The 13,599-nt window shown below is 68.3% G+C and carries 13 protein-coding genes; 2 read left to right on the forward strand and 11 right to left on the reverse strand.

Translation table 11 applies throughout. The features are described from left to right. Window positions 1-72 precede the first annotated feature (72 nt). The 8 genes from ACWDUM_RS04725 to ACWDUM_RS04760 form a co-directional block, all read right to left on the reverse strand. Window positions 73-1,725 (reverse strand): CotH kinase family protein, encoded by a 1,653-nt coding sequence (locus ACWDUM_RS04725; RefSeq protein WP_450133063.1) that lies wholly within the window; start codon window positions 1,723-1,725, stop codon window positions 73-75. Beyond that, window positions 1,725-2,402: a DUF4956 domain-containing protein gene (locus ACWDUM_RS04730; RefSeq protein WP_450133064.1), complete on the reverse strand. Its 678-nt coding sequence runs from the start codon at window positions 2,400-2,402 to the stop codon at window positions 1,725-1,727. Before ACWDUM_RS04730 ends, ACWDUM_RS04725 begins: the two co-directional genes overlap by 1 nt. Before the next feature lie 57 nt (window positions 2,403-2,459). After that, window positions 2,460-3,392, reverse strand: coding sequence for a VTC domain-containing protein (locus ACWDUM_RS04735; protein WP_450133065.1), 933 nt, complete (start codon window positions 3,390-3,392; stop codon window positions 2,460-2,462). 377 nt (window positions 3,393-3,769) lie between these two features. Next, a complete protein-coding gene (locus tag ACWDUM_RS04740; protein WP_450133066.1) occupies window positions 3,770-4,435 on the reverse strand; it encodes a response regulator transcription factor in 666 nt (221 codons plus the stop codon). After that, window positions 4,432-5,574: a sensor histidine kinase gene (locus ACWDUM_RS04745; protein WP_450133067.1), complete on the reverse strand. Its 1,143-nt coding sequence runs from the start codon at window positions 5,572-5,574 to the stop codon at window positions 4,432-4,434. The genes ACWDUM_RS04740 and ACWDUM_RS04745 overlap by 4 nt, the downstream gene beginning before the upstream one ends. A 132-nt stretch (window positions 5,575-5,706) precedes the next feature. After that, a complete protein-coding gene (locus tag ACWDUM_RS04750; RefSeq protein WP_450133068.1) occupies window positions 5,707-7,062 on the reverse strand; it encodes a DUF4185 domain-containing protein in 1,356 nt (451 codons plus the stop codon). A 221-nt stretch (window positions 7,063-7,283) separates the two neighbouring features. After that, window positions 7,284-8,570 (reverse strand): M18 family aminopeptidase, encoded by a 1,287-nt coding sequence (locus tag ACWDUM_RS04755; protein ID WP_450133069.1) that lies wholly within the window; start codon window positions 8,568-8,570, stop codon window positions 7,284-7,286. A 271-nt stretch (window positions 8,571-8,841) separates the two neighbouring features. Next, on the reverse strand, window positions 8,842-9,366 hold the full coding sequence (locus ACWDUM_RS04760) for a VOC family protein (protein ID WP_450133070.1): 525 nt from the start codon (window positions 9,364-9,366) through the stop codon (window positions 8,842-8,844). A gap of 92 nt (window positions 9,367-9,458) precedes the next feature. Here ACWDUM_RS04760 and ACWDUM_RS04765 point away from each other — a divergent pair, with 92 nt between their 5' ends. After that, window positions 9,459-10,403, forward strand: a complete 945-nt coding sequence (locus ACWDUM_RS04765) for a helix-turn-helix transcriptional regulator (RefSeq protein ID WP_450133071.1) — start codon at window positions 9,459-9,461, stop codon at window positions 10,401-10,403. 71 nt (window positions 10,404-10,474) lie between these two features. On the opposite strand, the gene ACWDUM_RS04770 is transcribed toward ACWDUM_RS04765, so the two are convergent. Continuing rightward, the gene (locus tag ACWDUM_RS04770) at window positions 10,475-10,828 is read right to left on the reverse strand and encodes a VOC family protein (protein ID WP_450133072.1); all 354 of its coding nucleotides are present in this window, start codon (window positions 10,826-10,828) and stop codon (window positions 10,475-10,477) included. 111 nt (window positions 10,829-10,939) lie between these two features. Between ACWDUM_RS04770 and ACWDUM_RS04775 the strand changes: the two genes are divergently transcribed. Beyond that, window positions 10,940-11,908 carry a Dyp-type peroxidase gene (locus ACWDUM_RS04775; protein ID WP_450133073.1) on the forward strand — a complete coding sequence of 323 codons (969 nt, stop codon included), beginning with the start codon at window positions 10,940-10,942 and terminating at the stop codon, window positions 11,906-11,908. A gap of 69 nt (window positions 11,909-11,977) precedes the next feature. Here ACWDUM_RS04775 and ACWDUM_RS04780 read toward each other — a convergent pair whose 3' ends face one another. Next, the gene (locus tag ACWDUM_RS04780; RefSeq protein ID WP_450115370.1) at window positions 11,978-12,457 is read right to left on the reverse strand and encodes a carboxymuconolactone decarboxylase family protein; all 480 of its coding nucleotides are present in this window, start codon (window positions 12,455-12,457) and stop codon (window positions 11,978-11,980) included. Then, a complete protein-coding gene (locus ACWDUM_RS04785) occupies window positions 12,454-13,563 on the reverse strand; it encodes an NAD(P)H-dependent amine dehydrogenase family protein (protein WP_450133074.1) in 1,110 nt (369 codons plus the stop codon). Before ACWDUM_RS04785 ends, ACWDUM_RS04780 begins: the two co-directional genes overlap by 4 nt. Between the last annotated feature and the right edge of the window lie 36 nt (window positions 13,564-13,599).

Below are 13,599 nucleotides of genomic sequence, written 5' to 3' on the forward strand. Positions count from 1 at the left end.
CACCGAACGGTCGACGGCAGCGGCTCGGAGCGGGTGCCCCATGCCGCCGCCGTCGGTGAGTCGGTGCGCTGTTCAGGTGTTGCGCTGCTCGGTCAGTGCGGCGGTGCGCTGGTCGATCCAGGTATGCATGTCGTCGACCTTCGCCTGCAGATCATCTGCGCTGAGTCCGTCGCTGACCGGAATGGACTGCGCGATCCGGTCGAGGGTTTCGGAGGCGAGTCCGCTGGGGTACATCTGGTCGAAGAGGTCCCAGTAGGCCTCCTCGTATACGGCGGTGAACGCCTCGGAGTCGAGGAACCGGGTCTTCAGGGCATTGGACTTTCCGCCGGGGCCGCCTCCCATGCCGGGTGGGCCGCCCATGCCGCCGGGTCCCTGCATCTGTGCCCCGTCCGTGCCGGTGGTGCCGCCCGTCGGTGGCGTCATCCCCTCGGGCGGCGTCATCCCCTCGGGCGGCGTCATGCCCTCCGGCGGCGTCATCCCCTCCGGCGGCGTCATGCCTGCGCCGGCCTCGCCGCCGTTGCCCATCGCTCCGGGCCCGCCCCCGCCCGGCATGGACAATCCGACGCTGTCGTGCGGGCCGGTGGTCGTGTCGCCCTGCATCGCCAGATTGAGATCCCAGGAGATGACGGTGATCTTCTTGGATTCGAGGTCGTACCAGAGGTAGTAGTTCTGTCCCGGCCCGCTCATGTCGTCGCCGTTGACGAGCAAGTTCTGTGTGGCCAGGTAGCGGGCGAACGAATCGACGTCGACCCAGTCGGCCAGGTGCGCATCGAATTCCGCGTCGTCGGCGCTGTCCATCCACTTCAGGAAGTTGATGAGCGGCTGGAGGTTGCCGCTGTCGACCGCGTTGATCTGCTTGAACTGGTCGGCGTAGGCGGACTGGTCGTCACCGGCGTACTCGAAGCGCGAGTTGGCGTCCGCCTTGTACAGGTAGCCGTCGGTGTCGAACAGCGAGTTGGCGTACGTGTCGTCGGGGTGCTCGAGCAGCAACCGGGTGGTGGTGGCGCCGTCGTTGATCGAGTACACCGTGTACGCGTAGCGCTGGGTCGCCTGACCGGTCGCCGCGGTCAGCGACAGCGCCATCGCCTCGTTCAGCACCGGGGAGCCCGGGCGGACCGACAACTCCGTCATGCCCTGGTATGCCCGGCCATCTTCGTTTTCGTCGAAGCTGATGAGCAGCGGCAAGGACGTCGGATCGTCCTCCGACGCCATCCCCGCCATCGGATCGAAGCCCTCGGGAAGCTGGAAGTTCTCCGGCAACTCCATGCCCTCGGGCGGAGCGAATCCCTCACCGCCGGGCATGGCGTTCTCGCCGCGGACGCCCATCAGGGTGGAGTTGCCCTTCAACCGGACCGAGACGTCGTTGACGAAGGTGCCGTCGATGGTGATGTCCGCGGTGATCCACTTCTTGTCACCGGTGGACTGGAAGGTGGTGATCATGTCCTGGTACTCGGCGTCGGTGATCTCCAGCGACACCTCGTGCGAGACCGAGTCGTCGAACAGATCCACTGTGCCGGTGATGTTGTCGGTGATCTCCGACGCGATCACCGTGGCGTCACCGGTGATGTACGGGCGGATGCGGGCGTTGCCGAACACGGTCGCCATGATCGCCACGAAGGCGACGAACACCACCAGCAACTTCCAGTGCTGACGCAGCGATGTCGGAATCCGGTGCCGGAGCTTGAGTTTCGGAGCCGGCGCGCCGGCGGTGTTCGTCGCGGGCATCAGATGTCCGTCTGGTCGTATCCGGTCAGGACGGTGACGCGTTGTCCGGAATTGACCGCGCTGAGCGCGGCTATGAGTTCGGCGGGCTTGGTGCCCTTCTTCAACTGGGCGGTGTAGTACATCTCGTTGAGCGCGCCGGAGCGGACCGCTTCGGTCGACACCAGCTCGAATTCGGTGCAGTGCTTGATGAGGACGTCCTCGACGAGGGCGGCGTACTCCTGCTCCGGCGGCACCTGCACCTTGACGACCTGACGCTGCACGTCGAGCTTGAACCAGTTGAACTTGCTCATGATCAGCAGGACCAGGCAGATCGCGACGGTCGCGGCGATGGCGAGCAGGTAGAACCGGGTGCCGGTGGTCATGCCGATCGCCATCACCAGGAAGATGAACCCGACGTCACGAGTTTCCTTGATGGCGTTGCGGAATCGGACGACGGACAGGGCACCGACGAGCGCGAACGCGCGGGCGATGTTGGAGCCGACGACGAGCATGATCAGCGAGATGATCATGCCGACCATCACCAGGGTCTGCACGTAGGACTGGCTGTAGGAGACGTTCTTGTGGGTGTAGCGGTAGACCCAGCCGATGATCGCGGACAGCACGAACGACAGTGCCAGCGACACGATGATGTCGAAGGTGCTGAACGTTCCGCTCAGGTCCTGGAGGTCGAAATTCATGGTTGTCCTGTCTCGGTTGTCGTGAAATGCGGGGAAAGAGGCGGCGGGTGACCTGCGTCAGCTCGCGGCGCGGGTCGAGGTGTCGAGCACGTCGGTGGGCACCCGGTCGTCGTAGCCCTCGGGAAGAACCAGTTCGGGCGCACCGTGCCGGGACCGCGGCGCCATCCCGAACGCCTCGACGGACTGGCAGTACTTCGACACCCGGATCACCGACATGTTCAGCCGGGCAGTCAGATCCGTGGCCCAGTACGGCACCCGCTCGTTCGCCTTGAGCTCGACGATCGCGAGCTTCGGCGGGATGATGAACCGGTTCTCGGCACCGGACGCGAAGTGGAAGTCGCGGTCCCGGCCGTGCACCTTGTGGTCGATCGTCACCCGCAACCCGAGGTCGGCCTCCCGGCCGACGAACGCCTCCCGCAGATAGCCGGTGGTGACCATCGGTCGCAGGTCCAGGTTCCCGATCAGGGTGGTCACCTCGTTCACGAACGGGCGCTGCGAGGGATCGCATTCGATCTCCTCGCGGCCGTTGAGCCACCGCTGAGCCACCCCGTAGGGCATGGCGGTGCGCCGCTTCTGGGTGACGCGGTTGACGCGCTGTTTGATCTCGATCTGCACCGGGGTGTCGTCGGTGCACTCGGCCGGCTGTCCGTACAGGCGCAACCGGAGCTTGCGCCGGAACTTGAGGCCTTCGATCTTCTCCCAGTAGAACCGCAGGTCGGGGGTGTCGTAGTAGAGCGAAGTGACCGGGTACCCGCCGTGCGGCGAATACGGGTCGGTGTCCATCCGGGCGGCCAGTTCCCGTCGCAATTCGGGCACCTTCAACTCGTCGACGAGGTACTTGATCTCGTACCGGTTGAACGCGTGCAGTTTGCTCGCGGTCTGCTGATAGCCCACCGGATCCGTCGGGACATCTTCGGCCGACTCGGCGACGGCCGGTCCAGAGCCATCATCAGGCGTGGATTGGTTCCGGAATCGGTCCAAGAATCTCATTGCTCTGCGATCTCCCGGCTACGTCGTTGTCTGCAGGGGACCCCTGCACGGGCAGTGAATAGTTCAAGTACAGCTCATGAACTTCACAAGAATCAGCAATGAACCTGGCAATCAACTGGGAATCCATCGCCGGCTCTTGCGCTGTGCAACCGTCCCAGTGCAGCGCGACGCGCAGCTCTCGAACCCGCACCGATTCGGCATGATCGTGCGGGTCCGGCGGCTGCGCTGTGTCGGCAGTTCTGCGCGACGGTCAGACTCGTGACACGCATCCAGCATCGCGCTTTCCGTCGCCGGGAGCGTCCCGCCGTGGCGGCATCTTCACGTACCGCAGGCGCGGTATGCGCCCGAAACCGAAAGTGGCGAACGGTGCGGCGAGTTCAGTTGACCTGCGGTCGGATCAGTCCGTTCTCGTAGGCGGCGATGACCAGCTGCGCCCGATCGTGGGCCTGGAGCTTGGTCATGATGCGATTGACATGGGTCTTGGCGGTGTGAGGCGAGATCACCAGGTCGGTTGCGATCTCATCGTTGGATCGGCCCGCGCCGACCAGGGTGAGCACCTCGACCTCCCGCTCCGTCAGGTGCTCGAGTGCCGGTGGCACCCGGTCGGTGGCTGCCGCAGGCTGGACGTAGCGGTTGATGAGGCTGCGGGTCGCGGTGGGCGAGAGCAGGGCGTCGCCGCGGTGGACTGCCCGAATCGCCGAGATGATCTGGTCGGGTTCGAATCCCTTGCCGATGAACCCGCTCGCGCCGGCACGCAATGCGCCGACTATGTATTGGTCCTCTTCGAACGTGGTCAGGATCAGAATCTTCACCCCGGCGAGATCCGGGTCGGAGCAGATGGCCCGGGTCGCGGCAATTCCGTCGGTTCCGGGCATGCGGATGTCCATGAGCACCACGTCCGGTCGCAGGCTGCGGGCGAGTTCGATCGCGCGTTGTCCGTCATTGGCCTCTCCGACGACCTCGAGGCCGTCGGAGTGGGTCACGAGGTCCGTGATCGCCGATCGGATGAGTGCCTGGTCGTCGACGATGAGCACGCTGATCACGAACGTTCCTCCGCAGTCGTCGAGTTGTCGACGGGTTCGGTCGGCAGGTCGGCGACAAGTATCCACCTTCCCGTCCCGTCGTGCCCGTAGGTGAGCATGCCGCGAACCGACTCGACACGCTCGCCCATGCCGATCAGGCCCTGGCGCGTGCCGAGATGCTCGCCGACGCCGGGCGCTGTCGGGTTCGTGACGGTGACACGCAGGGAACGGGGCCTGCACTCGACGAGAACGTGCGCCTCGCGGCCCGTTCCGTGCTTGTGCGCGTTGGTCAGCGCCTCCTGGATGATCCGCAGCGCAGTGATGTCCGTGGTCCCGGGCAGGTCGTGGCAGTCGCCGTCCATGCGGACGGTGACTGCCATGCCATGGCTCGCGAACGCCCGCACGACGTCGTCGAGTTGGGCGAGGCCGGGCGGACCGGTGCCGGCGTCGGGGTCGCGCAGTGTCGCCATCAGATCGCCGATCTCGGCCAACACGGTGCGCGAGGCTCGGCGGACGATCGCCAGTGACTTCTCGGCGGCGGCCGGCCGATCGCGCAGCGCCGACGCCGCGACACCGGCGTGCAGGTTGATCACCGAGATCTGGTGGGCGACAACGTCGTGCAGATCGCGGGCGATCGCCAGCCGCGTTTCGGCGACCCGCTGGCGGGCCAGCGCCTCGCGGGTGCGTTCGGCCCGTTCGGCCCGTTCGGTAACGGCCGCGACATAGCCGCGCTGAGTTCGGACGGCCTCGCCGACCGTGCCGCCGAGCAGGACGGTCAGTACGCTCTGGAACCCGTTGTAGCCGTCGACGGCGACCGCGACGAGCATGAGCGCCGCGGCAACCGCGGCGATCGCCATGCCCTTCCGCCTGCTCGTGTTCAACACCGCCGTGTACACGGCGACAGCCACTGCCACGGGGAGCCCCGGGTTGAACACCCCGATGGAGACTCCGACTGCGACAAGAGCAACGACCGCGGGCAACACCACGAAGGGCGCCCGATGCCGGGCGAGCAGGATCGCGGCCGCCGCCGCGTCGACGAGCACGGTGTCGGTGGACCACACGAAACCGGCGCCGGGATCGTCGGACAGAGCGCCACCCGTCACCACCACGGCCGTCACGACGACGTGGCCGATCCAGGGCATCGCCATGTGAAACGGCATGGCAGGTAACCCGACGCGCGTCACGCGTCCAGCTTCGCCCGTCGCGTCATGCCCCGCGTCCCCCGCCCGGGTGAACCCGCGTACCGCGCCTGCGGTACGCGGGTGTTCGGCCTGCCGATCCGGGCCGCGGCGTCACTCCCCTGCCGCGGGCTCCTGCCCCTCGGGGAACTCGGTACCGATGCGCTGCGCCTCACCGGTGGTCGCCGGGTCCGGACGGTCCGCCTGGTCCTGTGCGGCCATCTGCAGCCCGTCCAGATCGGTGCGGAAGTAGATGACGTTGTAACGATCCCAGGTGGTCGCCACGAACTCGAGGTACCGGCCGCCGGCCCACGGGTGCATGAACCCGCCGTACAGCGACGGCACCAGCACTCCCGACAGGATGGTCTGCGTGCCACTCCACGGGCCCTCGAGCCGATCGGCCTGCCGGATCACCAACGAGTTCGTCGCGTCGGTGTACATCGCGACGTACTTGTTCAGGAAGCTGTTCCACTGCACCGACAGCTCGCTGACCGGCGACTCGATCACCGGCACGGCCGCCGACAGATCGGTCACCCAGGCGGACCCGTTCCAGTACTCGTAGGCGGCGAGGTTGCCGATCTGCGCGTCGGGCACGCGCGCGAGCAGCGCACCACCGCTGCGCCCCGATGGGGTGCCGAACTCGTAGACATAGCCGTCGCGCTCGACGAACGCGCTCTGCTGGAAATTCGCGTTGTTCGAGTCGAACTGCGGGATGCCGGGGATGTCGAGCGCGGCCACGTTCGCGCGGACCGTCAGCGGGTCCAGGGTCCAGTTCTCGCCGTCGTCCGTCGACGACGCGAGCGCGGAGTACAGCGTCGTCCAGTTGCCCGGCGAGTCCCACGACCTGACGCCCATGACGCGCATGTACTGGACGCCGCCGACCGAGACACCGGCGGTGGGGATGACGGTGTACTCCCCGGGGATGCCGAAGCCGGGGACGATCTCCTTCGAGTGGTTCGGCGCGTCCAGTGGTGAGCTGTCGATGCGCATGCCGTCGGCGAGGGCGGTGTCCGAGCTACGGAACAGCACATTCGAGCGCCAATCGTCGCCGTCGGAGCCGCACTTGCCGACCGTGTCGCCGAAGGCCATCAGCACGTTGTGCCCGCTGCCCGCGATGCCGTTGTCCCACATGATGCCCAGGTCGGTGCCCGAGACGTTGAACCGGTCGACGGTGTCGTTCGGGCTGCCGGGACCGGTGACCATCTCGATCGCCTTCGTCCGGCCCGTCAGCTGCGGCAGGCCGCCGTCCGGGGATCCGGTGATCCACGGCAGCGCCTTGCCGATCGACCCGGTCGAGCTGCCGGAAGCCTGACCGCACGGACCGCCGGGTGCGTCGCCGGACGATCCGAAGGACTGGGCGGTGGCCGGCACCGCGGCGGCTGCCACCAGAAGCGCGGCCGCGCCGGCCGCGACGAACGCGGACCGCGCGCGGCCGGTTGTGGACGGGTACTTGCGAGCGTGCACGAGCATGTCCTCCCCTTGACGGTTCGAGCCCCGACGACCCGCCCCGGCGCGAACCCTGACGGCCCGGCGCGACCCAGACAACCACGAGAACGGTGTGACTGCCGAGTCTGGTGAGGAAATTGTTACCTCGGAGCAAATCGGTTCTCGGGCATCCTCGCCGAGGACGGAGCGGGGCCGCCATCCGATGTTCGAACGACGGCAACCCAGGGCCCGGACGCGACCAGGCCTCACTCCTGCGGCGTCAGGAACGCGGCGAGAGCCTCCGCGTACGAGGTCACGTCCGCGGCGCCCATCAGCTCCCGCGCCGAGTGCATCGCCAGCTGCGGTGCCCCGACGTCGACGGTCGACAGCCCGGTCCGGGACGCGGTGATCGGCCCGATCGTCGACCCGCACGGCAGGTCGGCCCGGTGCACGTACCGCTGCAGCGGCACCCCGGCCTGGTCGCAGGCCAGCGCGAACGCGCCCGCCCCGGCGGCGTCGGTGGCGTAGCGCAGGTTCTGGTTCACCTTGAGCACCGGACCCCCGTTCACCTCGATCCGGTGGGCGGGCTCGTGCCGGTCCGGGTAGTTCGGGTGGGTGGCGTGCGCCATGTCGCCCGATGCGCACACCGATCCCGCCATCGCGCGCAGGAAGTCCTCGCGACCGCCGCCGCGGCCGAGCACGATCCGTTCCAGGACCGAGTTCAGCAGGTCCGAGAAGGCGCCCCGGTCGGACATCGACCCGACCTCCTCGTGGTCGAACAGGGCGAGTACCGGGATCGCCTCCCCCGGGTTCTCGGTCGCGGCGAGCAGCGCCTGGCTGCCGGCGTAGCAGGTGCCCTGGTTGTCCAGCCGCGGCGCGGAGACCAGTTCGTCGTGCAGTCCCACCACGGTGCTCGGCGCGAGGTCGTGGGTCATCAGCTCCCAGCCGAGGACCGCGTCCGCGTCGACACCGGCCTCGGCGGCGAGGAACCCGAGGAAGCTGCGCGGCGACGTCCCCACGCCCCAGATCGCGTTCACGTGCCGCTGCGGGTCGAGGGCGACACCCTTGCGGTCGTCGGACAGGTGAATCGCCAGCTGCGGCACCCGCAGGATCGGCCGGTCCACCCGAATCAGGTGCTCCCGCAGGCGGTTTCCCTCCCGGACACTGAGCCGACCGGAGATGCCGAGGTCGCGGTCGAGCCACGAGTTCAGCCACGCACCGCCGTAGGGCTCGAGCCCGACCATCTGCCAGCCCGCGGACTCGACGTCGGGATGCTGCTTGACCCGCAGGTTCGGGCTGTCGGTGTGGCCACCGACGATCCGGAACGGCACGGCCTCGTGGCCCGCTCCTTCGGTGCTCCACGCGACCAGCGACCCGGCGCGCACCAGGAAGTAGCGCCCCGGCGCCGTCGGCCAGCCGTCGGTCTCACGCAGTTCGACGAACCCGGCGGCGATCAGGTCGCCGGCCACCGTCGCGCACACGTGGAAGGGTGACGGTGAGGCGTCGACGAACGAGCAGAGTCCGGGGGCGGTGGCGTCGGTCAGTGGGGCCATGACCGAATCCTAGGGCGTGTCTCCCGCTCCCCCTCGGATGCACCTGGCGAGACGATCATCGTCCGGAGCAATTCGCGTCGCCCGGTCGCGGACGATGGTTTTTCCCGACTCCAGGGCATTCTCGGCACGCTCCAGATCGTTTTCACGGTGAAGACCACGGAAGGGCGTCTGCGGCGACAGGGTCCACGGTTCGACCCATCGGCGCCGACATTTCTCCCAGGCCCGCCCGACCCGGTGCTGCCGGCCGTTCACCGAACAGGAGCCGGACAGGTCAGCGCACCGGTGCGCTGCTGCGTCCCTGCGCCCGCCCGCTCAGCTCGGCGTCGAGTGTCGCCTGCGCCACGCGCATCTGCTCGGCGTACACGGGGTCCTGAAGCCGCCGCCACATCACATCCTCGGGCACGTCCTCGACCTGGCTCGTCACCCACCAGATGTTGCCGAACGGGTCCCTGATGCGCCCTCCACGCTGTCCGAACGCGCTGTCGCCCAACTCGGTGACCACCTCGGCACCGGCGGCGGCCGACTTCGCGAAGGTCTCGTCCGCGTTCGCGACGAATACGCGCAGCAGGCTCGGCATGATCGGCCACTCCGGGCGTCGATCGAAGGCGAGTACGACGGTATCGCCGACCCGGATCTCGCCGTGGCCGATCGATCCGTCTTCGGTCGCCACGCGCGCGAGCTCCGTGCCGTCGAACACGTGTGAGACGAAGTCGAGGAACGCGCCGGTGTCGTCGGTGACGACCCAGGGGGCGACGCTCGTGTAGCCGGTCGGGTTGGCGTTGTGCAGATCGGACATTCTCGGTTCCTTTCGAGGACGTTCCACTGTCGCTGCCCAAGCTAGACGCGAAATAGGACTGTTTCTGTCCTGGATGCGAGGAAGATCGAGGAATGGCCGGACCCACCTCACGCCTGCTCACGATGCTGTCGCTGCTCCAGACTTCGCGCACGTGGTCCGGCAGCGAACTCGCCGAACGGTTGGCGGTCACGCAACGAACGGTGCGGCGAGATGTCGACCGGCTGCGTGAGATGGGCTATCCCATCGACGCCGACCTCGGCGCCCACGGCGGCTATCGCCTGGCGGCGGGCACGTCGATGCCGCCACTGCTTCTCGAAGACGACGAGGCCGTCGCCGTCGCACTCGGGCTGCGCACGGTCGCCGTCCACGGCCTGCCCGAGCTCGCGGACGCCGGCGTCCGCGCGCTCACCAAGCTGAGCCAGTCGCTCCCCGCCCGGCTGCGAGAGCGTGTGCGCACCTTGGGCATTGCTGCCATTCCCCGGGCGCGGGCGTCGGGGAACACCGTCGACGCGGACGTCCTCACCGTGCTCTCCGCCTCGATCGCGAATCGGGAACGAGTCCGCCTGGAGTACGAGGATCGCAGCGGCCATCTCAGCGCCCGACACCTCGAACCACAGCGGCTGGTCAACATGAATCAGCGTTGGTACCTCGTCGCGTTCGACCTCGATCGCGACGATTGGCGCCGGTTCCGGGCGGATCGGATCTCGGTTCCGCGAGGCACAGGAGCCCGGGCGCGGGAACTCATGCCCGACGAGGAAGTGCTCGCGCACCTCGAGCGCGCCGAGCTCGCGATGGCGCCGACACACCGGGCGGATGTGACACTGCACCTCCCGCTCGCGCTCGCCCGCATGCGTTTGCGTGATCACCTCGGTGACGGTGAGCTCACGGCTGAAGGCGATACGACCAGATGGCGCAGCGCGTCGGACACCGTGGAGTGGCTGGCGTTACGGCTGCTCATTCTGGACTGCCGCTTCGTCGTGCACGGGCCTCAGGAGCTGAAGGATCAGCTCAGCAGGATCCACGAGCGGACCCGCTGATGGTCGGTGTGCGAGGCGCCCTGTCCCCGGTCGTCAGTGCTGCCCCAGATCGTCAGTGCTGCCCCAGGTCGTCAGTGCGGCTGCCCCGACACGCAGAAGCGATTGCCGTCCGGGTCGGTCAGCGTCACCCAGCGGAAACCGTCCATGTCGTGCCGCTCGTACTCGCTCGCGCCGGCGTCGACCAGCCGCGCCACCTCCGCGTCGAGGTCGGTCGACGACAGGTCCAGGTGCACCCGGTTCTTGCCGGGCGTCGGGTCCGGCACCTTCTGGAACGCCAGCTTGTAGGGTGCCCCCGGGATCCCGACCAGGTAGAACCAGCCGTCGTTGTCCGCCTCGACCCGGCCGCCGGTCTGCTCCGCCCACCAGGTCGCCAGCGGACCGGGCTCAGCGCTGTCGAACGTGATCATCGCCAGTGTCATCGTCATGGCGGCACGGTACTGCCGGGCACCGACATGTGCGCCGGCGCCGGTTCGCTCCGCTACGGTTGTCGCCCAGGACAGCCACTGCCTGCACAGACCGACCACGGAGTGAAACGAATGCCCGAAATCTTGCCCGCTGCAGCCGCTTCCGAGTCCCAGACGGTGGCGAGCCCGTTGACTCCGGCGGCGATCTTCCTGGTCGCGACGATCGACGAGGGCGGCGAGTCGGTGACGCGGCAGGTGCTCGCGGACGCGGCCGGCCTGCGGCGGTCGGTGGGGCTGCGACTGCCCGGTGCGGGGCTGGAGCTGATCGTGAGCATCGGGTCCGCGGCGTGGGACCGACTGTTCACCGGGCCCCGGCCTGCGCAGTTGCACCCGTTCCCGGTGCTGCGCGGCGCCAGGCATCAGGCCCCGTCCACGCCGGGTGACCTGCTGTTCCACCTCCGCGCGATGAGCATGGACGCCTGCTTCGAGCTCGCCCACCACCTCATCAAGCGACTGTCGGGCGCGGCGACCGTCGTCGACGAGGTGCACGGCTTCCAGTACTTCGAGAACCGTGACCTGATCGGGTTCGTGGACGGCACCGAGAACCCGAGCGGGAAGGAGGCGGTGGCCGCCGTCACCGTCGGCGACGAGGATCACGCCTTCAGCGGCGGCTCCTACGTGCACGTGCAGCGGTACGTGCACGACATGGACGCGTGGGAGGCGCTGCCGGTTCCGGAGCAGGAGAACGTGATCGGCCGCACCAAGCTCGACGACATCGAGATGAGCGACGACGTCAAACCGGCCAACTCGCACGTCGCGCTCAACGCGATCAAGGACGAGGAGGGCAACTCGATGGAGATCCTGCGCGCGAACATGCCGTACGGCCGCGTCGGCGACGGTGAGATGGGCACCTTCTTCATCGGCTACTGCCGTACCCCGGACATCACCGAGCGGATGCTGGAGAACATGTTCCTCGGCAACCCGCGCGGCAACTACGACCGGCTGCTGGACTTTTCGACGCCGGTGACGGGCTCCGCGTTCTTCACCCCGAGCGCCGACTTCTTCGACGCGCTGCCCGCGCCGCCTTCCCCGGTTGCCTAGCGGACCGGTCGGGCCGCTGGGCCGACCACTGATGCCGGCGCACGGGCCGTTCCGTGCACCGGCTCCCGATCAGTGCCCGGGCAGCACGCAGGTGGTGTCCAGGCCGAGGACGTGGTTGAGCCGGCCGAACGCCAGCCACGACCCGATGCTCATCGACAGTTCGACGATCTCGGCCTGCGTGTAGTGCGCAGTCATCCGGTCCCAGAACTCGTCGTCGAGTCCGTGGTGGTCGAGGGCGTACCGCTCGGCGTACTCGGCGGCGAGGCGGGTGCGGTCGTCGAAGGCCTCGGTGGTGCGCCAGTTCTCGACATCCTCGTCGAAGCCGATCTCGACCTTGACGCCGTCGCGGTCGGTGCGCCAGTCCTGGCAGAAGATGCAGCCGTTGATCTGGGCGATCCGAAGCCGGGCCGCCTCGAACGCGCGCAGGTCGATGCTCGAGTGCTCGTACACCGACAGCGAGAACTGCGAGGCGGCGATCCCGATGCCGGGGACCATCTCACCCCAGACGTAGCCGATCGGGTCCTTGCCCTCGGGAATGTCGATGTTCATACCGTCGTCCTTTCCGATGTCGTGAACCTGTCCGATGCGGTGAGCTTGCCGACGCCAGGGCGCAGCGGCACGTCGAGCGCGTCGTAGAGACCCGGCTCGGCGGCCACGAGCCAGTCGATGGCACCGACCAGGCGCCCGACCGCGGTCGCGTTGCCGCCGGCCGACCGGTTGCCGCCCTCGTCGGTGGCCTCGACTGCGACCTCGATCCGCGGCCTGCCCTCGATGATCACCTTGTGGGCGCCGGCGCCGCCGTCCGCGGGGCTGGGCCAGTCGGGCGCGCAGGACGGGTGGATGCGGGTGACGTGCTCGATCACGATTCGCGGCTCGCCGCCGACGATGCCCTGTACCTCGAACCGCAACGCGCCCTGGGTGCCCTCCTCGAAGTCGCCCATCGTCGCGGTGGTGACGGTGGATTCCAGGGGCCTGCGCAGGAGGGTCTCGCGGATCTCGTCGAGTTCGACGCCGAGCGCCCGCGCCATCAGCCGGACCTGACCGCCCCACACCATCGTCGGAATGCCGGGCGCGACCATCGGCGGCGCGTAGTCCATGGGCTGCCCCATGCCGACCAGCCACCGGACGGAATCGGGCTGGTCATAGGTGGAGTAGTCGAAGATCTCCTGACAGCGGATCACGTCGACGGTGGTCGCCAGACCACTGAGCAGCAACGGCAGGACGTCGTTGCCCCACCCCGGGTCGATGCCGGAGGCGAACAGCGATCCACCACCCTCGTCGATCGCGTCCTGGATCGCCTGACGCATCTCGGCGGGCGCGCTGCGGTGGTCGTACAGCGGATACAGGGATGTGGTCACGACGACGGCGCCGGCCCGGATCGCGGCGACGATGTCGGCGAGCGCGTCGTCGGGTCGGATGTCGCCGGACGCCGCGTACACGACGGCGTCGGGCTTCGACGCCAGCACGGCGTCGACGTCGGCGGTGGCCGCGACTCCGAGCTCGCGGCCGACGTCGCCGAGGTCACCGGCGTCGCGGCCGATTTTGTCGGGGTTGTGGACGAGGACGGCGGCGAGTTCCAGTTCGGGATGCGCGTCGACGGCGCGGATCGCCGCGCGGCCGACATTTCCGGTGCCCCAGACGACCGTGGTGATCATGGCTGCGCACGCTACGACATGGAACAGGTTCTCGCG

The organism is Rhodococcus sp. NPDC003322 (assembly GCF_053589555.1).

Bases quoted from the DNA above. Each gene is read 5' to 3' on its own strand.
- ACWDUM_RS04730 (WP_450133064.1), bottom strand. From the start codon at position 2,402: ATGAATTTCGACCTCCAGGACCTGAGCGGAACGTTCAGCACCTTCGAC.
- ACWDUM_RS04780 (WP_450115370.1), bottom strand. From the start codon at position 12,457: ATGAACATCGACATTCCCGAGGGCAAGGACCCGATCGGCTACGTCTGG.
- ACWDUM_RS04750 (WP_450133068.1), bottom strand. From the start codon at position 7,062: ATGCTCGTGCACGCTCGCAAGTACCCGTCCACAACCGGCCGCGCGCGG.
- ACWDUM_RS04745 (WP_450133067.1), bottom strand. From the start codon at position 5,574: ATGCCGTTTCACATGGCGATGCCCTGGATCGGCCACGTCGTCGTGACG.
- ACWDUM_RS04765 (WP_450133071.1), top strand. From the start codon at position 9,459: ATGGCCGGACCCACCTCACGCCTGCTCACGATGCTGTCGCTGCTCCAG.
- ACWDUM_RS04760 (WP_450133070.1), bottom strand. From the start codon at position 9,366: ATGTCCGATCTGCACAACGCCAACCCGACCGGCTACACGAGCGTCGCC.
- ACWDUM_RS04725 (WP_450133063.1), bottom strand. From the start codon at position 1,725: ATGCCCGCGACGAACACCGCCGGCGCGCCGGCTCCGAAACTCAAGCTC.
- ACWDUM_RS04755 (WP_450133069.1), bottom strand. From the start codon at position 8,570: ATGGCCCCACTGACCGACGCCACCGCCCCCGGACTCTGCTCGTTCGTC.
- ACWDUM_RS04785 (WP_450133074.1), bottom strand. From the start codon at position 13,563: ATGATCACCACGGTCGTCTGGGGCACCGGAAATGTCGGCCGCGCGGCG.
- ACWDUM_RS04770 (WP_450133072.1), bottom strand. From the start codon at position 10,828: ATGACGATGACACTGGCGATGATCACGTTCGACAGCGCTGAGCCCGGT.
- ACWDUM_RS04735 (WP_450133065.1), bottom strand. From the start codon at position 3,392: ATGAGATTCTTGGACCGATTCCGGAACCAATCCACGCCTGATGATGGC.
- ACWDUM_RS04775 (WP_450133073.1), top strand. From the start codon at position 10,940: ATGCCCGAAATCTTGCCCGCTGCAGCCGCTTCCGAGTCCCAGACGGTG.